This is a genomic window from Burkholderia glumae LMG 2196 = ATCC 33617 (assembly GCF_000960995.1).
Taxonomy (GTDB): domain Bacteria; phylum Pseudomonadota; class Gammaproteobacteria; order Burkholderiales; family Burkholderiaceae; genus Burkholderia; species Burkholderia glumae.
Window position 1 is genome coordinate 73,101 of the sequence record NZ_CP009433.1, and the last position, 20,077, is coordinate 93,177.

Below are 20,077 nucleotides of genomic sequence, written 5' to 3' on the forward strand. Positions count from 1 at the left end.
GTAGTCTCACTAGCCCTGGATGAACCATAGACGTTCACCTATTCAGTGGTCAGGGAGAGATGCGGGTCACGAACGAGAAAATTCTCGTGTTTTCAGTGGATTGCGTCACAAGCTCCTTGGGCCTCGACTGGAATTTCGAACCATAGGCATGCACCTCAAGACCCATAGACATTCACCGGACGGGCAATTCGCGCCGACTTAGTGCCACGCTTGGATAGGCGTCTGCCCCATAACCTTTCACCTTTGCATCTGCTCCCGCTCGCGAGACAAGATCTCCCTTATCCCCACCACGCGGACAGGGTCGGCGCTGACCTGCGCTCTCGAAAAGTGTCGCCAGCTGCACGCCTAGGAACCATAGACATTCACCTTTAACCAACACCATAGAGGTTCACCTTTCGCGGATTGGGGCGGCCCCATAGACATGAACCTTGCCCCCATATGCATTGACCCACTGAACCATAGGCATGCCCCTTCTGACCCATGTGCGTTATCCTGACGAACCATTGGTATGCACCGGTCGCCCCATAGACGTTCACCTTATCGTCTCGAAAGCCTTGTCAGAAGGTGCTTTGGGAGTCCGTAAACGTACTTAAATGGGTTAAAGCGTCTACTAAACGCTTAAACTACCGCGCGTGACTACTTCAGATAACCATTCCGTCCTCGATCTAGCCACGTTCCGCGCTGATCCCAAGTCTCACAACCCCTTAAAGAACCATAGACGTTCACCTTCGTCAGTTCGGCCACGTGGACTGCGGTCCGCTTCCGAAATCCGCTCTCGCATAGAGCCTTCCGCGGTTGCCTCCCCGCAAGCGCGCAAGATCCTCAATATACCGCCCAAATCCCTCTGTAATTGCCGGTGCGTCGCCACTCGGATAAGGGGGTAGGGGCTCCGCTGTTCTGGTAGCTATGGGGCGCCTACAGGGACGGGGCGTTTATCGGAGTGTTGTCTTGTAAAGACCGTTAGTTGCGTAATTTGCCCCCTTCCTGCAAAGCCGAGCTGCATTGGTCGTGCGGAATCTTGTCCGGGCGGATAGCGCGCACACGCGCGCGCTGATCGGTGGGCGCAGCTTGCTGCGGCCGCCGATCTTTTGTCGCGCACTTAGCGGTGCGGCGGGCTTGCCCGCCGTGGCGCTTAGTGCCCGCCGGAGGAAGGCCGTTCTGCCGCGGCGCCTTTTCGTTCGCGGGCTTGCCCGCCCCTCTGAGGCGTAGCCTCAGCTCGATCTAGGGTAGATAGAGATAGGTTCTGACTAAGCTCCGACACTTAACTGTTCCCGACCCCGACACTTAACCGCATTTATCCACAGCGACGCCCGGGCCGCGCCGGCCTCCAGCGCGAAATTGCGTCTCCGGCGCCCGTTCTACGGCCGCTCACGGCGCCGACAAGACTGTTCAGCCAGCAACTGGATGTGCGCCGGCCTCGCGGTGGCGATCGGGTGGGGTTACTTGACGTCAGGGACGGGGATTTAGCCTGGCGGAGAGAGCTGGCTGCGCGCGACGCGGAAACACTGGTCGCGGTCCCAATCGGGGTGCGTTTCTTTCAGCTGGCCGGCTCGAATCATCACCGCGCGCTCGAATTCGGCGCGGCGGTCGACACCGCCGTGATCGTCGCGCGTTTTGGCGCGTGCTTGCGCGGCCGCGAGCTTGGTCGTGAGCTGCTCGAGCAGCTGGCCAGCGCCGGCGGCAGCACCATGCTTGCGCTCGCGCTTACGAGCGGCGTCGCGCCGGCGCTGTGCCCGCAGGTGCGCGCGCGTGCGCTCGTGCCGCAGCCACTTGCCCAGGCCGAATTGCTCGAAGAGCGCCGGGGAGAGGTAGCGGATCGCGGCGAGGCCACGGTAGCGCGGCCCTTGCTCGTCGACCTGCAATTCGCACTGCGGCCGGCTCTTGACCAGGCGCGCCCTAACCAGATCCCGCAACGCGCGCTCGGCGCGCCGCACGGGCAGGCCGGCCTGTTCGGCGAGGTAGGGAAGGGTGAAATCGATCCAGGCGCCCTTGGACGGCACCGCGACACGGAGCGTGGAGAGGTCGCAGAATTTGATCAGCGCACGCACGAGCTGGACGCAGGCGACGCGGCGCTCGCTACGCTGCTGCCGCCGGCTGCCGTTCGCCGCATTGAGGGCTGGCAGCCAGGCCTGGGGCGTGTCGAGATAGCGGCCGAGCCGCAGCTTCAGTTCGCGCAGCAGCCGCGGCGAGTTCGCCGGCGCCGGGCAGGGGATGTCCGCCGGCCACACGCGCTCGGAAAGCGCGGCCGCACGGCTCCGCGCGTGCGCGATCGCCGCCGGCGGCACATCGCCACCGTCGTCTGTCGCGGAACATGGCAAGGCGGCCGGGTTTGCCGGCTGCAGGCCAAAGGGGGAACGAGTCACGTAGCGTCCTAGCGCGCGACGTTGCCCCTTGGCGCATGGCGCCTCTCATGCGCGGCAGCTACCGGCTGCCAGTCGCGTATCCTCGGTGCGGCGACGGCCTCTCGCTGGTCGCCGTTCCTCTCAGGGGCGATCACACCCGCGTTGCTCTCGTATGTCATCTCGTGTGTTTTTGTCAGTCAAATTTGGTCACACAGATGTCGCTTGACAGGGCAATTTGCCGCTCTAAAATCCGAACGCGGTCTGTGATGTGGCGGCCTCGATAGCCCCGTCGCTTACATCTGTTCACGCCCCGTCAACGCGTCGGGGCGTTTTTTTTTCGTCACGTTCTCTCTCACCTCCTGTTGGTGCGACGGCCAACAACATCCTTTGACGTTGCTCGACAGTCCAGCGAAACATTCCAGTTCCAGGCCGTTGGCTTCACAACCAATTTCCGGGCGAGTCCGCATCGTCGAAGTCCGGACCGGCTGGCGCGTCTCGAGGCGGACCGGGTTGCCGATCAGGCGGCGGTAGGGTCTGCGGGGCACGGTTTCGGCGAGCGGCCGCCGCCGCCCGTTCCTCGTAGGCGGTTCGCGGCAGCGCCGGCATCGGCCCGGCACTCAGGCGCCAGATCCAGGTGTCGACGTCGCTCTCCTTGATGAGGGCGTCTAGGCGGCTCTCGAACGACGTCGACGCGTCGGCCGGCACCACGAAGAGGGCTGTCTCCTTCTCGGCGTCGGTCAGCAGCACGTTGGCGATCGGTGTGGTGGCCGCCTGGTTGTAGCGCAGGCACTTCAGGAACCGGCGCTTCGCAAGGCTCTTCAGGAGCGTGTGCTCGGTGAGGTTCTCGAACGGAATCCAGTTCTCGGTCGTCAGCATCATCGAGACTTCATGAACCGTCGCGGTGCCGCTTGCAGAGACGCTCGCCGTGGCGATCACGATCAGATGCGTGCCTTCGGTGCTGGCCGACATTTCGAGCTCGGCCTTGAAGACCTTCTCGATTCGCTTTTTGGTGGCTTCGTCGAGCATGAGGCCGAAGCGGGGCAGGTGTTTGATCACCAGCTTGAAGCCGAAGCGCGCGGTGGCGATCTCCTTGAGTTCGCCAATCACGAGGATGTAGTGGGGCTTACCGCCCTCGGACTGGCTGATGCGCGCGAGATGCGCCGCGCGGCGCTGCTCGATCTGGTCCTCTTGGTCGAGTACGAACGTCTCGGGAATGTAAAGCAGGTCGGTCAGGTCGAACTTCTTGGACTGCTTGCCGGCCGCCGCCTTCAACAGTTCGCGCCGCACGAGGCCCCAACCGCGCTTGCCTGCCATCGCCGGCGTCCAGCGATTGAGGCAGGCTTGCTCCCACAGGTAATGAAGCAGGCCGCGCAGCGTGAGCTTCTTGCCATCGGCCTTCACGCTTTCCGGTTCCGCGCCGGACGGTTCGGGCATCTGGCGCGAAGGGCCCTTGGCCAGCGGGAAGCCGAATTTCAGCGTCACCAGGCCGCTGTCCGGGTCCTCGACGATGGCGCTGCCGTCGACGTCGCCGTAGCCGCTCAGGCCCGCCGGCGCCTCGTAGGAATCGCACATCGGGTCCATCGAGTGCTGCCGGGCGGTGCCAGGCATACGCTTGACGATGAAACGATCTTCGAAGCGGGCGATGTACATCGGAATGCCCGGGCTCTGACAGAGGCAGAGCGGGCGTTTCTTCTCGTCGTGCGCGGCCGGCAGCCGCGCCAGAAAGCTGTTGCTCGCGCCGTCGAATTCCTCGCCATCCAGTTCGTATCGTTGCATGGGGTTCTCCTGGTTCAGCGTGCGGTGCGTGGCGTGGGGCTGCCACGCGTGGTCATGGCGAGCGCGCGGTGCGTATCGAGGCCGCGCATGTAGCCGGTCAGGTTGCTCGATAAGTCCGGCCGAACGCGCGTATCGACGTGAGCGTCGGGCGCACGGCGGGTGCCGGCGAGCGAGTACGCCCGTCCCGTCGGCCCGGAGTGCAGATCGAAGCGGGCGAGGGCGACGTCGCAAGACAGCAGATGGCGCATCGCTGAGACGGGCACGCCGAGCTTCCCGGCGAGGCGGCTGGTCGTATAGGTGACGCCTGGCCTCATCGTCGCGGCCACCTCGGCGACCGTGAGGTTTGCCCGAGGGGATTTCGTCGCGCGGCGCATCGAGGCCGGTCCGGAGTTGCGTGGATCGTGTTGGTTGCGTGTCATGGCGTCGAACCTCATTCCGAGTCCGGGGGAACTGCGCCGTAGGTCGTACCGCGCGCCAGCCCGCGGAGCAGCCGGCTGGCTTGCTGGGTGGTTGGGATGTCAGGACCAACATAGGCATCGACGCCATACGGGTTCGTGGCCCAAAGCCCTTCGTCGTGGACGAAATCGAATGTGTGGCCGCAGGCCTCGACCGATTCGCCGGCGGCCAGCGCACGCACAAATGCCTCGGGCGTAGGGAGGTGGAGCGCGGTCCAATCGCCGGCCGCGATCGCGGCCTCGATGGTCGCGCGGCGCTCAGCCTCCGCCTTCTCGGCGTCCATCTCGGCCTGCACGCTGGCGAGTTCCTCGTCGAGTTCAGCCCGTTCGAGCTGCGCCCAGTTGAGAGAGGCCTCGAACGCCCCGCGCAAAGTTGGTACGTCGGCGAACAGGTGCGGGCAGGACAGGTCGCTGTCATCGATCATCACCAGGTCCCAGGCAAGGTCGGCAGCCTCCTCGCGCGCCCGTTTGAGCAGGGCTTGGCGCGCGACGCCCTCGTCGGTCGCGAACATCGCCGTCGCGTAATCGACACGGGCCTGCAGGGCACGCGCAAATGCGATCGGCACGCCATTACGAGGGGGGGCCGCGGTAACACCACCGGCGGACAGGCTGAATCGGGTGAGGTGCATGTGTGTTCTCCTTCCGTTACCAGGTGTAGCCGGCGCCGAAGCCGGCCGCGACGGTGCCGCGCGAGTTCGTCGAGCCGCTTGCCTTGAGGACCCACCGGCCCGCGTAGGTCGAGACGCCCACGGCCATGGCCGACTGGCCGGCATAGGTGCCGCCGCCGATCGCGACCATGGTCTTGCCCGGGGCGGGCGCTTGCGGGAGGCTCGCCATCGCCACGGCCGCCGCGATGCCGCCGTTGGCGTCGCGCCGGTCGTGCTCGATCTGGTTGGCCAGGCCCGTCACCGAGTCGTTGAGCTGCTGAACGTTGACGGCATCGGTGGGCGCGACGCCCGGCGAGACGTTGCTGAGGATGCGGGTCATGCCGGTCGCGGCGTTGCCGATCGACACCGCGTTGTCCTGGTCCGCGACGGACCCGGCGCCGAGCGCCACGGAGTTCGCGCCCTTGGCGCTCGCGCTGTCGCCCAGGGCGACCGATCCGGTGCCCGCGCTCGCGGCGCCCGCGCCGAGAGAAACGGCTCGCTCGCCGGAAGCGACCGCGGTGGCACCGATCGCCACGGCATCCGTGCCGGTTGCGACGGCGCCCGCGCCAGCGCTGTTGAAGGCGGCGTACTTGAGGCTGGCGGGAGCCGCGATCGCGTTGGTCTGGCTGAAGCTGGACGGCAGGATGGCGCCGAGCTGGGACGAAAGCGAGGTGATGGCCGCGGTGTTGGCCGCGAGGATCTGGTTGGTGGCGAACAGCTGGCCTCCGTTGACCGCATCGAGGCTGCCGGCCGACAGCGCGCCAGCGGCCAGGTTGTGGATGGTCACGGCGGTGCCGGCGCCGAGGCCGCCAAGCGTCACGCTGAGCTTGGTCGGGCCGTCGTAGGCCAACGCGCCCGAGGCGAGGGTGCCGACCGCGCCGGCGAGCTGCTGCAGCTGACCGACATTGGCCGCGTCGGTAACGTCGACGCCGGCGGCCACCCCTGTGATTCGCCTCGGACCGGCCGTGCCGGCCACGTCGATGCTCGAGCCGGCGGTGCCGGCGCCGATAGCGAGGGCGGCCGTGGTGCCGCCGACCTGTTGCACGAGGCCGACCGTGCCGGCCGCAAGCTGGCCGGCCAGCGCCGAGACGCTCTGGTTGGTCGCGAAGAGCTGGCGGCCGGTGACGGCGTCGGTGCTGGCGGGGGAGAGCGCGGCGTCGGCGATGTTGGTGAGCGAGACCGGCGTGCCGGCGCCGCCGAAGGTCACGCGCGTGCGCGATGCGTCGTCGTAGCCGATGGAGCCGGCGCCGGCCGGACCGCCCGCGCTGAGGGCGTCGTCAAGCTGCTGGAGGTTGACGGCGTCGGTGGCGCCAGTGCCGGCGGCTACGCCCTTCAGTTGCCGCGCGCCGGCGGTGCCCGCGACATTGATGGCGGGGCCGCCGGTGCCGGCGCCAATCGCGATCGTTCCGGTGGCAAGGCCGCTCGCTTGCCGAACGAGACCGACGGTGCCTGCGGCCAGCCCGGCCTGCAACGCGGAGAGCGTGGTCTGGTTGCTCGAGACGTCGGTGCTCAGGGAATTGAGAGACTGGGCAGTCGAGTTCGTGAGCGACGACAGCGTCGCGGCAGTGGCGGTCGAAAGATTGCCAATCGCGGTGGCATTCGCCGCGATCGCCTGATTGGCGGCATACAGCTGGCGTCCGGAGACGGCGTCGGTACTGCCGGACGACAACGCGCCATCCGCGACGTTGGTCACGGTGACAGGTGTGCCTACCGCACCGAGCACGACGCGGGAATGCGATGCGTCGACATAGCCCACCGCGCCGGCGGCCGAGCCCATCGCGCTGGTCATGCTCTGCACCTGCTGCAGGTTGACCGCATCGGTGGCGCTGGTGCCGGCGGCCACGCCCTTGATCTGCCGGGCGCCGGCCAGGCCGGTGACGTCGACCGCGGTGCCGCCCGTGCCTGCGCCGACCGTGATCGTGCTGGTGCTGGCGCCACCGGCTTGCTGCACGACGCCGATCGTCCCGGTCGACAGGCCTGTCTGGAGCGCGCTGACGTTCGAATTGGTCGACGCCAGACCGGTGGTGAGCGCGGAGACCGATTGGCTGGTGCCGGTGCTCAGGCTGGCGATTGCCGACGTGTTCGTCGTCAATCCCGTCGACAGCGTGCTGATGCTGGTCTGCGTCGAGGTGGAGAGCGCCCCGATCGCATTGGTGTTCGCGCTGATGTCTTGCTTTGCGGCGTTGAGCTGACGGCCGTTGACCGCATCGGTGCTGCTTGTGCTCAGCGCACCATCGGCGAGGTTGGTCAGCGTGGCCGGCGTTCCGGCCGTGCCCAGCGTCACGTGGGTGTGCGAGGCGTCGTCGTAGGCCACCGTGCTCGCGCCAACGGCCGTCGTCTGAGCTTCCGCGCCCTGAAGCTGCTGCAGGTTGACCGCATCGGTGGCGCTGGTGCCGGCGGCCACGCCCTGGATCTGGCGGGCGCCCGCCGTACCGGTGACGTTGACCGCGGTGCCGCCCGTGCCCGCGCCGACCGTGATCGTGCCGGTGCTGGCGCCACCAGCTTGCTGCACCACGCCGATCGTCCCGGTCGACAGGCCTGTCTGGAGCGCGCTGACGTTCGAATTGGTCGACGCCAGGCCACTCGTGAGTGTGCTGACCGATTGGCCTGTGCTGGTGCTCAGGCTGGCGATCGCCGACGTGTTCGTCGTCAATCCCGTCGACAGCGTGCTGATGCTGGTCTGCGTCGAGGTGGAGAGCGCCCCGATCGCATTGGTGTTCGCGCTGATGTCCTGCTTTGCGGCATTGAGCTGACGGCCGTTGACCGCATCGGTGCTGCTCGCGCTCAGCGCGCCATCGGCGAGGTTGGTCAGCGTGGCCGGCGTTCCGGCCGTGCCCAGCGTCACGTGGGTGTGCGAGGCGTCGTCGTAGGCCACCGTGCTCGCGCCAACGGCCGTCGTCTGAGCTTCCGCGCCCTGAAGCTGCTGCAGGTTGACCGCATCGGTGGCGCTGGTGCCGGCGGCCACGCCCCGGATCTGGCGGGCGCCCGCCGTACCGGTGACGTTGACCGCGGTGCCGCCCGTGCCCGCGCCGACCGTGATCGTGCCGGTGCTGGCGCCACCAGCTTGCTGCACCACGCCGATCGTCCCGGTCGACAGGCCTGTCTGGAGCGCGCTGACGTTCGAATTGGTCGACGCCAGGCCACTCGTGAGTGTGCTGACCGATTGGCCTGTGCTGGTGCTCAGGCTGGCGATCGCCGACGTGTTCGTCGTCAATCCCGTCGACAGCGTGCTGATGCTGGTCTGCGTCGAGGTGGAGAGCGCCCCGATCGCATTGGTGTTCGCGCTGATGTCTTGCTTTGCGGCGTTGAGCTGACGGCCGTTGACCGCATCGGTGCTGCTCGCGCTCAGCGCGCCATCGGCGAGGTTGGTCAGCGTGGCTGGCGTTCCGGCCGTGCCCAGCGTCACATGGGTGTGCGAGGCGTCGTCGTAGGCCACCGTGCTCGCGCCAACGGCCGCCGTCTGAGCTTCCGCGCCCTGCAGCTGCTGCAGGTTGACCGCATCGGTGGCGCTGGTGCCAGCGGCCACACCCTGGATCTGTCGGGCGCCCGCCGTACCGGTGACGTCGACCGCGGTGCCGCCCGTGCCCGCGCCGACCGTGATCGTGCCGGTGCTGGCGCCACCGGCTTGCTGCACGACGCCGATCGTCCCGGTCGCCAGGCCCGTCTGGAGCGCGCTGACGTTCGAATTGGTCGATGTCTGGCCCGTAGACACCGAAGTGGAGAGGCTCGAGATATCCGCCGCGTTGGTGGCCACACCGGTCGAAAGCGACGTGACGGCCTGCGCCGTCGATGTCGACAACGTACCGATCGCCTGCGTGGCCTGGTATAGCTCCGAGCCATTCACCGCATCTAAACTTGTCGCGGAAACCGCGCCGGCGGCCACGTTCTGAAGCTGCCGCGGATAGCGCGTACTCCCGATACTGAAAGCCGCGACAGGCTTTGAGCCGGCAACCGGGTACGATTGCCCCGCGATATTGATCGAACTGGTGGGCGTCGTGGTAGTGGTGGCCGCACCGCTGCCAACCGAGACATCGGCTGAATTGGTCGCCACCGCGGAATTGCCGATCGCCACGCCGTTGGCGGCCGTGGCGTGCGCGTTGAGACCCATGGCGATCGCGTTGTTTTCCGACGCTGCCGAGTTGGTTCCGATGGCGACGGCGTTCGTGCTCGAGGCCGCAGCGCCGGAGCCGAGGGCGAGCGAGTTAGCGGCGGAAGCGGACGCTTGACGTCCCATGGCCACGGCACCGCCTGCAGACGACCCAAGGGCCACGGCCGACGCGCCGTTGCCGATCGCGATATCGCTCACGCTGCCGCCATTGTTGGGATCGACGCTGGCTTGAGCCGCGTTACCGATCGCTACCGAGTTCGTTGCCGCAGCCGTGGCCGTGGGACCGACGGCCACGGCGTTCGACGCCGCATTCGACGTGTTGCCGATCGCCACGGCGTTGAGCTGAGAACTCGCCGATGTACCCAGCGCGATCGAGTCATCGCCTGTCGCCGTCGCACCGTCGCCCAATGCGGCAGCGCGTGCCCCGATCGAGTCCGCGTTGGTACCGACGGCGATCGAGTTATCGCCCGGCGCGGTGGCACCCGTTCCGTTCGCGATCGCATCCTTACCCGTTGCCTGCGCATAGCACTGGCCGGCGTACGCCGTGATCGCCACGGCGATCGCGATCGACACCCCGGCTTTTTCGGGTCGCTTCATCCTTTTCATTACAATCTCCTGCCTGACATCGAGATCCCGGTTCACGGGGCATTTACGTCTGCGCTCGCGCGCAGGGCCTGGCACCCCCTGCTCCTGTCCTCCGCCAAGATTCCGGGAGCAGGGGGTGGTCTTTTCAGTTCTTGCCGGCCGGCGTCCGAACGCCGGCACCAGGCGGCGAGACGCTCGCGTCGGCCTGCAGGCTCTGGCCGCGGTCGATGAGCAGCAGCAGCGCGGCCTCGTTACCGGCGGCTGCGGCGCGCCGCACAAAATCCCACCCGATGGTTTCCCTCTGCCCGCGCGTCATGCCCACCGAACGCGGGTAGGCGCGCGACGCAGTCGGGTCTCGCATCAAGGCCCGGCCGACCAGGTACATGGCGGTCGCCTCGCCGGCGTCGGCTTGTGACGCGAGCAGACCCGGGTAGTCCTTTTCGAAGCGCGCGCCGAGCCAGGTCGCCGCGCCGGCATTGCCTGCCCGCATGGCCGCCTCCATGCTTGGACGCGCCGCGTGGTCGTCGAGATAGCGCGGCAAGGGCGAGTTGGAAATCGCCTGCACCAGCACAATGCCCACGACGATCACGAGAATCACGACAGCCGCGCGATCGCGAACCGAGGGGTCCGGATTCACGAGAAAAACCGTCTTGTCGGGCCACCGGATCGACGCAGCGGCTTCGCGCCGGGCCAAGGCGAGTGCGCGTGTGGCGTCTCGTCCATGTGCGGCGCGCCAGGCGAAGATGAGGCGATTAAGGGCTGATTTCATCGAGATGACTCCAAGGCGTGAGGGGTGGGGTCGTTCGCCGCAGCGGGTGCTACGTCGGGACAGGGTTGGCGAACGCCGGCTACCGCCTGGTCAAAGGCAGTTCGCAGCATCGGCACGTCGCTGAGCAGCGGGGGGCATTCGCAGAGGTCAGCCGGATCGAGCGCACGCATGCGGCCGAGCGCCATGGCGTGCTCGCGCGCGGTGATCAGGTAGGTGTGCCATGCCGCCGAGCCGCGATCTGTCGTGCAGGTCGCGTAGGCGTAGTTCACGCGCGCCTCGAGCGCACGGGCGAAGTGAGAGAGGGGGCGATTCATCGGGGTGCTCCGGACGTGTCAGTGGCACCACCGAACAGCGCCGCGGCGATCACCGGAAACGTCCGATGCATCGGCGGGTAACAAATCTGGCCGGCAGCGCACCCTTGGTACGTGACGGTCAGTTCAAACATCTCGCTGGCATTCACGGGCACACGCAGCGTCACGGCGTACTCGAAGACCTCGACAGGGTGGCCCGCGATCGCGTCCGGCACCATGGGGCCGGGTCCGCGCTGGATCGCGCCGAGCCGGGCCAGTGGGTCGTCGCTCGTGACCTGGAATCGATCCCCGTAGAGGCGGTAGCCGTCGGCGATCGCGAAATGGAGAATGACCGCGCCAGGCACCTCGGTCATGCGCACACGAAACGCCTGGTCGGGGGGCAGAAATCCGGGCGCGTCGGCAAGGGCCGAGCCGGCAAAGACGAGCGCGGTCGCGACGATCATGTGGGGGAGCCGGTGGGCGAGGCGAACGAGCCGCGAGATCATCGCGAACCCCGCCGGCGGCACATGGCATCGAGCCACGACACGCCGCGCACGAGCGGCAGCACGAACGAGGCCCAGAGATAGATGAGGTTCGCATGCAGCAGGGCTTGTCCGCAGACTTCAAGCCCTGTCTGTGGGCCAGTGATCGGCAGCGAGGCAAAGCGCGTCAAGTACCAGGCCAGCCCGACCAGGGCGACGCCGTAGACGCACACGCCGAAATTCTTCATCGATCGGCGAGCGCCGAACAGCAACTCCCAATCAGCATCCTGACCATCGAGCGCACGCACGGCTGGTTTCCAGAACGTGAAGGCGATCGCAACCGTGGCGCCGATCGGCTCGATTTCGTCCGAGAACCAGTCGCCATCCGCGCTCGCGATCGGCAAGAGCAGCATGCCGGTGGCGATGACAAGTAGCGCGAACGCAATGAGCACGTGCGAGGGCTCGACAGGCCTCGGGACGGGTCGTGATCGCATACGGGGCACTCCTTCGATGGTGCAGTCGTGATTCAGGAAAAAGGCCAACCGGCACCGCCGGTTGGCTCGAAAGAAACGCGGGGTAGGTGAACCGCGTCTCTGGGGGAAGCTGGTTTATTGGCCGATGCCTCCCTTGGCCACGTCGGTGGTCTCGGCGAACGTGTATTTCTTGACCGTGCCGTTGTCGTCGAAGAGCACCGTGAGGGTCTTCTTGCGCACGTCCGCGCCATGCGCGAAGGCGCCCACGATCGGCACGAAGTTGATGGCGTGCGGCGTCGCGTGTGCCAGCTCGTAGGTCCAGATCTCAAGCCCCGAATCCGTGAAAGTGGTCTTGTTCGGCGAGCCGAACGCGTCCTGCACCTCCTGTTTCGTGGTCTTGCCCTGCTGGATCTGCGCCTGCACGCTCGCCTGCGAGGCGGCTTCGAGCCGCTCGTTTCCGGTGGTGGCACAGCCGGCGAGCAGCACGGCAGCACTGATGGTCGTGATCAGAAGGGTTTGCTTGGCGAATGTCATGGTCTGCTCTTAGCGTTATCAACGGTGGAAAGGTCGTTTGCTGCTTAACCAAAGTGGCCCGCGCGCAGCTGCGCCTCACGGAACCGGTACTGCCATTCGTTCATGTGGCGGGCCACCTGCATTTCGATGTAGCTGACATACGGCTGCACGCGGCTCCAGAGGGCGGTCACGGCGATACCGGTCAGCACGTACATCCCAATCCAGTCGCCGGGAACAAACGTGATCGCCTTGCCGAGATCCAGGTGGTTGGCGAGCAACTGCGCCCACATGAAGAGTGCGGGCGCCCACCCGAGCCAACAGAGCACGATCAGCCGCACCACGTAGCGCAACGCCCAATCGAACTCGATGCGAAGCAACTGCCGGCTCGTCCACATTTGCCAGCGCGCGCGCCGCAGCTCAGCGCGGTAGAACGGCGCCGGGTAGGGCAGAGGACGAACGCGCGATCGGCGCTGGAACGGATTCAAAGGTGGCCTCCTATCGCTCGATCGAGTGTTGCTGTTCGTGGGCATGCCCGACGTGCTCGACGTGCTGGTCGGGCGCCTTGACCTGGTGCAGCGCACTGTCGGCCGAATACTGGATCGCCACGCGCTCGCCTACCTCGAGGTCGCGCGAGAGGCGCTCGCGCGGGTACACCACGCCGATCGTCTGGCCGATCTTGAGCAGCGCGTGGTTGGACGACTGCGCGATCACCTCGCCCCGATACGGGCGCTCCAGTTCGCCGGCCTCGCGCAAAATCAGGTTCTCACGCGCGCCGGCGAGCCCGATGGCATGTCGCGAGAGTTCGTCCGGTACCACGTCGCGCGGCAGGTCGCCGCGGCGGATCTGCGCAGACAGATCCGCCCGCGCCAGCTCGGCGCTGGGCTCGGTCGAGAGGGCGGTGCGCTCGGCGAGTTGGTGGTAGGCGGCATCCAGCTCGGGGAAGCGCGCGAGCGCCTGGTCGCGGCCGAGCGTGTCGAACGCCTCGCCCCGCTCGCGATCGCGTGCATGATCGACGTCCGGCCGGCGCGGTGCGCGCGCCACGCTAACGTCCGGTTCCGCTCTCGCGGCATCGGTCGTGCCGAGCGTCGGCGATTGCCGCATCTTGGCGAGCAGCGCCTGATTGGCGGATTGCGACTCGTGGCCAGCGGCAGCGGACAATTCCCGGGCGGCGCGCAGCGGCTCGACGCCGCCCGGATCGGTCACCACAACGCGCCCGTCAACCACGCCGAGGTTGTCGACGCCCTGGTCGCGCCACTGGTAACCGTGGTTCTGCAATATCGCTGCGATCTGCTCCACGTGCAGAGGCGTCACCGACCGCGTATCCGCGCGCGGCAGGATCTCGTAGCGCAGCGCTCCTTCGGTACCGCTCTGAGTCGGTTGGAGCACCTCGGGGATGCGCGGCCGTGCCGCCAGCTCCCCGACACCGAGCCTCACCACCTGCTTGCCGTCGTCGGCCGCGAGGACGACCGACGAGGCGCCAGCGCCGAGCGGTTCTAGCCGGCCGATACCATGTGCCTGCAGCCGCGCCTCGAGTGCCGCAAGAGATGGAGATGACGCGATCTCGCGCGCAACGGGGTCGGGGAACGTGCCGCCGAGATTGGGCACCTCACGCGTCATCGACAGTAGCGTGGCGCGCAGATTCAACGACGCCGGCGCGCGCTCGCCGATGTCCCGCTTCGCGCCCGACCGCTTCGGCGCGGCGGCCGGCTGGCCTTGCGCGAGGCCGAGCCACTCGCCGTCCGGCTGCAGCGCATGCCGGGCTTCGACGGCCAGTTCCCGCCGCAACCCGACCTCACGCACGTCCTGCGCCGGGGCGCCCCGCGCGATACGCAGCGCCATGACGTCGCCGAGCATCTGGACGACCTCGCCGGCGCCCTCACGCGACAGCGGGCGCTCGCGCTCGGCCCGCACTGTCTCGGCGGCCGCCGGTGCGAGCTGCCACTCACCCTGTCTAAGCTCGTTGCGGTAGACCTCGCGATGCCGAGGGTCGAGGATCTGGATGCGGTGGACCGCCTTCTCGCGCTCGAGCAGCGCGATCGTCTCGACCATGCCCGCATACGCCTGGTCGTGTTGAGCCGGGTTCACGAAGCGGCCCACACCCGTCGCGGCAATTTCCCGCTCGGTCTGCAGCTCGGCTCTTGCCAGCGATACTTCCTTCGGCATCGCTATCCCGCGCACCTCGACCACGTAGCCGCGATCGGCGAGCCGCCGTGCGAGATTGCGGACGCTCTCGGGATGGCGCATGGTGCCGTCGACGACGAGATGCCGCCCTTCACGCGAGGCCGCATCGGTCAGCCGGCCCGCCCATGCGCCGGCCGTCGCATCGGTCAGGCCGGCCGCATGCTGCGGATCGTCGCGCAGCAGCTGGCTGTACTGGGGCAGGTTCTCGCGCATGCGGTCAGCGTCGATCAGCACGGCGCCGCCGCGACCAGCGAATTCGGCGACCGCCTGGCGCGCGAGCGCCGTCTTGCCGGTGCCGGGCTGACCGCCGAGCAGAACCGCGCGCGGGGCGGCCTGCTCGCGGCTCGCGTCCAACGCTTCGCGCTCGACGCGCGCGTACGCCCTTTGGAGGACGAGATCGGGGATGGTGTCCATGTCGCCCCCGATCAGCTGCGGTTCGCGTTCAGTTGCTGCGCTTGCGGTCCGTGGACGGCCAGCACACGCTCGATGCCCTCGGGATCGTCCGGCCGTAGGTCGTCGCGGAGGGCGATCAATGCCTTGCGCCTCCCATCCGCCGCCGTCGCTCGGTCGACGTCCGGCTGGTGCTGCATGTCCTCGCGGGCAAGAACGGCTACCTGGTGCGCGATGAGCTGGCCCAGGGTCTGGCAGGCAACTTCATAGTCGACGGAAATCATCAGGGTCTCCAAGGTTGATGAGGGTGCGGGCGTGGAATTCATTGGCGGCCCGGGTACGGTTGCGATTCGTCCCAAAGCTTTGTCCACGCAGAGAACGCCGCGGCGGCCACCGCGGCGTGATGCCAAATGACAAGGACGTTCTCGGCGTTGTGCAACGCGCCGGCCTGCGTGTAGTTCATGGAGCCCGTCTGCGTGGTATCGCGATCGGCCACGATGAATTTGTCATGCATGAGCGGCACCGCGAGGTCGATGCGGACCGGAATGCCGGCGGCCGCGAGCTCGGGGAGCTTCGAGCCACGGCCATCGAGCTGAGAGCGATCGAGAACGACGCGCACCTGCACGCCGGCGCGGGCGCGGGCCAGGAGGTGGCTCACGATGTGGCGGTTCGTCAGTTCGTACGCCGCGACGTCGAGCTCGGACCGCGCGCTATCGATGACGCTGAGCACGAGGGCTTCTGCCTGGCCGTCGGGCGAGGTGGCGAACTGGACAGATGCACGATCGCCGGCGGGCGCGCCCTCGGAATGGGAGAGACCGCCGGGGCCGCCGTGCAGCGAATCGGCAAGATGAGCGACGGACGACGTGATTCCGCCGAGGCCGTTGCCCGAGCCGTCGTGCAGGATGATGTAGCCGGCGATCCCGGCCAGGATGAGAACGAGGATCAACTTCATGCCGGCCTCCCCACGAAACCTGACTTTTCGGAGAAGGCGTACGGCGCACCACAGCCGTCATGGGCTCCAGCGCAGCCGGCGAGCAGAAGCAGGGCACCCGTGAGGGCGGCCACGCATGCGAGGCTCACCGAACGCGGCGGGCGATCGGCGCGAGCCGACCTACGAAGCGGCCGGTCAATTTTGTTATTGCGGATTAACTTGCCACTACGCCAGATGAGGCGTAACGTCAAGAATAATTGCGTTCGGGGGCACCCATCATGGATTACATACTCGCGACTTTCTTTGCGGTCATGGCTGCGACGGTCTATTCGGCTTTCGCCTTGTTCATCAATGCGCGCGGCCGTCGGCCGGCCTACCGGATCGTCATGTGGGGATACATCCTGGTGCTGTTCGCAGCGAGCGTTGCGACCGTCACCTTGAATATGCCCATTGAATATCTGATCTTTGGCTCGTTGATTTCTGCCTTCTTGGGTGTAGGAACACAGATGGTCGTCGCGGTGAAACTGGGACACATCAGGGAAATTAATGGTCCCTCCGGCTTCTCCACGTTCGGTCGACGGAACGGTGTAGTTGACGATATCAACAACAGCGCAAATTCGATTCACTACGGTGCGCGTGATCCGCTCAGAAACTGGTGAGCCATTGGTTCCCCGGTAGGCCGTTGAGCCTCGCAATTCAGTTCTCATCGACAGCCCCTTGGTTGTTCGTCGGCGTTGCAATGGCTTCGGAAGACGTGCGTGCGGGTTCCCCCGGTTGAACCGACGCAGGTGATAAGGCCTGGCGCTCACCAGATCTTTTTGGTTCACCCTTTGGTTCCAACGAAACGATCTGGATATCCGTCTCTGACAACTTCTGTTCTCCACTTGGCCCCGCGCTCAAACGCGCAGACAATGCGGTGGACTTACCAGCGTCATTGACCGGAACGCTCTGGATATCCGCCTGAGGCAGCGTTGGCTCGCTCACTGCCGCCCGTGCCGACGGAGCGGCCGCCTCCTCAGTCTGCGGGCCGTCGGCCGGCAGAATCTTGAAATCAGCCTCGGATAGACGAGTCGGCGACGGCGTCCCCTGCGATCCAACCGCAGGTTTGGTCACGAGCGGGCGCGCCGGCGACCTATCTAGCGTCATCAGCGACCTGTTGTCGTCCGACGGAATAACGTGGTCCTGTACCTGCCTGATGGGCAAATCCGCATCGTCCGATACGCGTTGCCTCACGGCATCGACTCGAGCTTGGGCGCCGCTCACCTCACTGGGCACGGAAGGCTTCACATCCAGAGCCGTCGTGTCTACCGGTCCCACGTCGTTCGCGAAGCGCTGGAAAGCCCCTGGAACATCGGCGCTGATACGTGCCCGATCGTGCTTGTTTTGGCGGACGATATCGTCGTGCCCAGACGGCAACGGCGAGCCGTCGCGGGCTGTCGGCGGCAACGCGGAATTGCGCCTAACGATGTCACGCATCAGCGCATCCTCACTGACAAGGCGCTGAATCTCCGCGGCAGGCATCGTCATCAGCCTGCCATATCGCATACCGTTGCGAGCGGCAACCGCTTGCAGGTTCTCAGGGGTCAGCAGATTGTTGGTCGTGTCAACACGCGATACGTTTTGCGTCGATCCGCGCTGCCGAACGTCCGCCGTGCGAGTCAAGTCCGCAGCGTCGCGTGAGCCCGACGACGCTTGCTCAGTAAGGGACGCTGAATGCTCCGAACGAGCATGTTGGCTGGACTCAGCCCCGGCGTATTCCGTGTGGTTCGCCGAGGCCTCGTGGGAAACCTGGGCGCCCTGCGTGTAGCCGGCAAAACTTCCGTACTGGTCGACAAATTTCTCTGCAGCTGCGTCCCGCAGCAGATGTGTATATCCAGCCTCGCCAGAAAAATCAGCGCCGATTCTTCCTGATGACGTCGACGTCCCTGTTCCACCACCATTCGCGTAGTCAGCCGCAGTAGCTCTTTGCCGGTAGCCCTCTCGAACTTTCTGGACTTCTTCTGGCGACTTGCCGAGTGCGGCAGCCCTCTGCGCCAGTCGATCTTCCTCTGCCTGCTGGTGGTAGAGTGGCGAATTCGAAGCAGGGTTGCCGGTGCCAGGGCCTAAGTTGCCAGGACCACCTTGCCGAGCTCCGTGCGGTGCTCCAGCACCTCCACCAGCAGCCGGGCGCCCCGGCGCTTCGCCCCCGAAAGACTTCTCGTAGCTTCCCCCCAGCATTAATGCACCCTTCGCACCGGCTGAGATTTGGTCCTCAACGGTATGGGCTTGATCAATCCCATACTGCTGCTCAATAGATCTCCGAAGGTCCGTGGTTTGCGTCGTCGATCCACGCACTCCGGTGGCCGCCTCATCGCCCGAGCGCTGCGAAGTGCCGCGGTCCTGGCCATTCGAGAAGGAGGTCGTGCTCGATGCCAGCTTCTCGCGTCCGGAAAACGCCGAACTCGTTTGGCTCGCAGACATGCCTGTCGAGGTATCGGTGCCGACGGACTTCTCAATGGCGCTCTGCGAAGACAACGCGAATCCCAAGCTGCTCTGCGTGTCGGCGCGCGTGATGAGCCCGTTGTCGAAGTTCGTGAACGATGAGCCCGTGCCCTGCTCGATGGTCGTTGACCCCGTTCTGAACAGGCCCGCGGTGTCGTATTTGTTCGCCGACGTGACATTGCGCGTCGAGTTACCGATCGACGACGTATCCATGTGGACATTGCCGATGTTTTCGTCACCTTGTGCCTGCTGACCGCCGATCTGCTGAGCGATGCCCTGGAAGCCGCCCATTACTCCCTGGAACGCGCCAACTACGCTGGTCGTGGCCATGTTGAGCAGGCCCCACGCGAGCGCCGGCGTGAGGATCACCATGTAGCCCAACAGCACCTGTTCATCGATGAGCGTGCTGCCGAACTTGGCCGCCATGCCGAACGGCACGCCTGCCTGCAGCGACATCGCCTGCATCTTGCTGCTCAGATGCATGAGCGAGAGGCCGTTGAGTACCGCAAAGATGACCGGCCACAGCCCGATCCAGGCGATGGTCTTGGCGTAACCGCCCAGGATGCGCTTGGCCGCTTCCCCCCCTCCGACGAGACACAGCACGATCACGATCGGGAAGATCGTGTAGATAATCGCCTCAGCATAGTTGCGGACGGTCGGCAGCGTCTCCTTCGCCAGGATGGCCACGCTTGCCATCGAACCGTTCGCGGCCACGGCAGCCTGCGCCGAACTCATCAGCGCGTTTACCTCCGCAACCCGGGCGGGGTCATTGAGCATCGCCGGCAGATCGGCACCAGCCTGGCGCCAGACGTTGTTGAACATGGCCTGGCGCAGCGCTGACGAGGCGTTCTGCGACGACTGCAGGATGAAGCCGTACGAGTCGCTGATCGCATTGACGAACGCCGCCTTGGCGGCCGACGCGTCGGTCACCTGGGGATACATCTCCTTGCCGTACATCTGTTCCGCCTTCTGCTCGGCGTCCGTGACGCGGATCAACAGCAGCGTTCCGGTGGCCAGACAGGTGTCCGTCGTCGGATTCGCGGTCAGCGTGTTGGTTGTCACGTACCGGGCCGGGCTCGTTTGCGTGAAGACGGTATTGAACGGATCGGTCCCGCTCATAATCGTTTGCGGGTTGATCGCCCCGTCCTGGATGTCGTAGACCGTGCATTCCTTGAAAAACTGCATCAGATCCGCCTCGAGGCCGGGATCGACGATCTGCGCCTGATTCACCTTTTGAAGCACGGATATCCCGAATCCGAGATCGCCCTTCTGCAGCTGAAGCGAGTCGGGCACGCTGAACACCGTCTCATAGGCCTGGGTGACCGCCGTCGACACCGTCGTGCTCGCCTGAGCGATCGCGCTCAGATAGGCGGGGACGTGGTCCACCTCGCGGGTCGGCTGGACGCCGGTCACGTCCGTAATGAACACGTTCTCGACCGGCGCGACCAGCAGCTGCGTTATGAACATCGCGCTCGCGAACCACTTCACGATGTCCGTGCTCTTGCGCCCGATGGCGGCGACCATCGCGATCAACAGTCCGCTCAGCAGCGTGAACCGCATGAAGCCGCTGAACGAGCCGCTACCCATGAACGACGCGATGCCGTTGAACACGTAATAGAGCGTGTCGACGTTCCCGTAGGTGTCGATTTCCATG

General features: G+C 66.1%; 16 protein-coding genes. 1 reads left to right on the plus strand and 15 read right to left on the minus strand.

Annotated elements, in window-relative coordinates:
• Positions 1–1,463 precede the first annotated feature (1,463 nt).
• The 14 genes from KS03_RS01015 to KS03_RS01080 form a co-directional block, all read right to left on the minus strand.
• Positions 1,464–2,363, minus strand: coding sequence for a Crp/Fnr family transcriptional regulator (locus KS03_RS01015; protein ID WP_017432353.1), 900 nt, complete (start codon positions 2,361–2,363; stop codon positions 1,464–1,466).
• A 417-nt stretch (positions 2,364–2,780) separates the two neighbouring features.
• Positions 2,781–4,118, minus strand: coding sequence for a DUF1173 domain-containing protein (locus KS03_RS01020; RefSeq protein ID WP_017432354.1), 1,338 nt, complete (start codon positions 4,116–4,118; stop codon positions 2,781–2,783).
• Between the two features lie 14 nt (positions 4,119–4,132).
• The gene (locus KS03_RS01025) at positions 4,133–4,552 is read right to left on the minus strand and encodes a hypothetical protein (RefSeq protein ID WP_017432355.1); all 420 of its coding nucleotides are present in this window, start codon (positions 4,550–4,552) and stop codon (positions 4,133–4,135) included.
• Positions 4,549–5,202, minus strand: a complete 654-nt coding sequence (locus KS03_RS01030; RefSeq protein WP_012732807.1) for a hypothetical protein — start codon at positions 5,200–5,202, stop codon at positions 4,549–4,551. Before KS03_RS01030 ends, KS03_RS01025 begins: the two co-directional genes overlap by 4 nt.
• 16 nt (positions 5,203–5,218) lie before the next feature.
• Positions 5,219–9,934: a YadA-like family protein gene (locus KS03_RS01035; RefSeq protein WP_045678689.1), complete on the minus strand. Its 4,716-nt coding sequence runs from the start codon at positions 9,932–9,934 to the stop codon at positions 5,219–5,221.
• Positions 9,935–10,058: 124 nt separating this feature from the next.
• Positions 10,059–10,682: a hypothetical protein gene (locus tag KS03_RS01040; protein ID WP_080942733.1), complete on the minus strand. Its 624-nt coding sequence runs from the start codon at positions 10,680–10,682 to the stop codon at positions 10,059–10,061.
• Positions 10,679–10,996, minus strand: coding sequence for a hypothetical protein (locus tag KS03_RS01045; protein ID WP_012735271.1), 318 nt, complete (start codon positions 10,994–10,996; stop codon positions 10,679–10,681). The genes KS03_RS01040 and KS03_RS01045 overlap by 4 nt, the downstream gene beginning before the upstream one ends.
• Positions 10,993–11,436, minus strand: a complete 444-nt coding sequence (locus KS03_RS01050; RefSeq protein WP_232252318.1) for a protein-disulfide reductase DsbD N-terminal domain-containing protein — start codon at positions 11,434–11,436, stop codon at positions 10,993–10,995. The genes KS03_RS01045 and KS03_RS01050 overlap by 4 nt, the downstream gene beginning before the upstream one ends.
• Before the next feature lie 38 nt (positions 11,437–11,474).
• Positions 11,475–11,906: a hypothetical protein gene (locus tag KS03_RS01055; protein WP_017432893.1), complete on the minus strand. Its 432-nt coding sequence runs from the start codon at positions 11,904–11,906 to the stop codon at positions 11,475–11,477.
• A gap of 156 nt (positions 11,907–12,062) precedes the next feature.
• Entirely contained in the window at positions 12,063–12,461 is a 399-nt protein-coding gene (gene bamE / locus KS03_RS01060; RefSeq protein WP_012732812.1) for an outer membrane protein assembly factor BamE domain-containing protein, read from the minus strand.
• A gap of 44 nt (positions 12,462–12,505) precedes the next feature.
• Complete coding sequence (locus tag KS03_RS01065; protein ID WP_017432894.1) at positions 12,506–12,925, minus strand: hypothetical protein; 420 nt, start codon at positions 12,923–12,925, stop codon at positions 12,506–12,508.
• Between the two features lie 10 nt (positions 12,926–12,935).
• Positions 12,936–15,035, minus strand: a complete 2,100-nt coding sequence (locus tag KS03_RS01070; RefSeq protein WP_045678690.1) for a zeta toxin family protein — start codon at positions 15,033–15,035, stop codon at positions 12,936–12,938.
• Between the two features lie 11 nt (positions 15,036–15,046).
• The gene (locus KS03_RS01075) at positions 15,047–15,295 is read right to left on the minus strand and encodes a hypothetical protein (protein ID WP_232252317.1); all 249 of its coding nucleotides are present in this window, start codon (positions 15,293–15,295) and stop codon (positions 15,047–15,049) included.
• A 38-nt stretch (positions 15,296–15,333) separates the two neighbouring features.
• Complete coding sequence (locus KS03_RS01080; RefSeq protein ID WP_017432460.1) at positions 15,334–15,963, minus strand: phospholipase D family nuclease; 630 nt, start codon at positions 15,961–15,963, stop codon at positions 15,334–15,336.
• Between the two features lie 257 nt (positions 15,964–16,220).
• Here KS03_RS01080 and KS03_RS01085 point away from each other — a divergent pair, with 257 nt between their 5' ends.
• Positions 16,221–16,601: a hypothetical protein gene (locus tag KS03_RS01085; protein WP_017432461.1), complete on the plus strand. Its 381-nt coding sequence runs from the start codon at positions 16,221–16,223 to the stop codon at positions 16,599–16,601.
• 37 nt (positions 16,602–16,638) lie between these two features.
• Here KS03_RS01085 and KS03_RS01090 read toward each other — a convergent pair whose 3' ends face one another.
• The gene (locus KS03_RS01090) at positions 16,639–20,076 is read right to left on the minus strand and encodes a conjugal transfer protein TraG N-terminal domain-containing protein (RefSeq protein ID WP_232252316.1); all 3,438 of its coding nucleotides are present in this window, start codon (positions 20,074–20,076) and stop codon (positions 16,639–16,641) included.
• Position 20,077: the final 1 nt, after the last annotated feature.

What these genes read in the sequence shown, in the direction of transcription:
- bamE (WP_012732812.1), bottom strand. Translation starts at nt 12,461, where the DNA reads ATGACATTCGCCAAGCAAACCCTTCTGATCACGACCATCAGTGCTGCC.
- KS03_RS01035 (WP_045678689.1), bottom strand. Translation starts at nt 9,934, where the DNA reads ATGAAAAGGATGAAGCGACCCGAAAAAGCCGGGGTGTCGATCGCGATC.
- KS03_RS01075 (WP_232252317.1), bottom strand. Translation starts at nt 15,295, where the DNA reads ATGATTTCCGTCGACTATGAAGTTGCCTGCCAGACCCTGGGCCAGCTC.
- KS03_RS01050 (WP_232252318.1), bottom strand. Translation starts at nt 11,436, where the DNA reads ATGATCGTCGCGACCGCGCTCGTCTTTGCCGGCTCGGCCCTTGCCGAC.
- KS03_RS01090 (WP_232252316.1), bottom strand. Translation starts at nt 20,076, where the DNA reads ATGGAAATCGACACCTACGGGAACGTCGACACGCTCTATTACGTGTTC.
- KS03_RS01030 (WP_012732807.1), bottom strand. Translation starts at nt 5,202, where the DNA reads ATGCACCTCACCCGATTCAGCCTGTCCGCCGGTGGTGTTACCGCGGCC.
- KS03_RS01080 (WP_017432460.1), bottom strand. Translation starts at nt 15,963, where the DNA reads ATGAAGTTGATCCTCGTTCTCATCCTGGCCGGGATCGCCGGCTACATC.
- KS03_RS01025 (WP_017432355.1), bottom strand. Translation starts at nt 4,552, where the DNA reads ATGAGGTTCGACGCCATGACACGCAACCAACACGATCCACGCAACTCC.
- KS03_RS01085 (WP_017432461.1), top strand. Translation starts at nt 16,221, where the DNA reads ATGGATTACATACTCGCGACTTTCTTTGCGGTCATGGCTGCGACGGTC.
- KS03_RS01020 (WP_017432354.1), bottom strand. Translation starts at nt 4,118, where the DNA reads ATGCAACGATACGAACTGGATGGCGAGGAATTCGACGGCGCGAGCAAC.
- KS03_RS01070 (WP_045678690.1), bottom strand. Translation starts at nt 15,035, where the DNA reads ATGGACACCATCCCCGATCTCGTCCTCCAAAGGGCGTACGCGCGCGTC.
- KS03_RS01040 (WP_080942733.1), bottom strand. Translation starts at nt 10,682, where the DNA reads ATGAAATCAGCCCTTAATCGCCTCATCTTCGCCTGGCGCGCCGCACAT.
- KS03_RS01045 (WP_012735271.1), bottom strand. Translation starts at nt 10,996, where the DNA reads ATGAATCGCCCCCTCTCTCACTTCGCCCGTGCGCTCGAGGCGCGCGTG.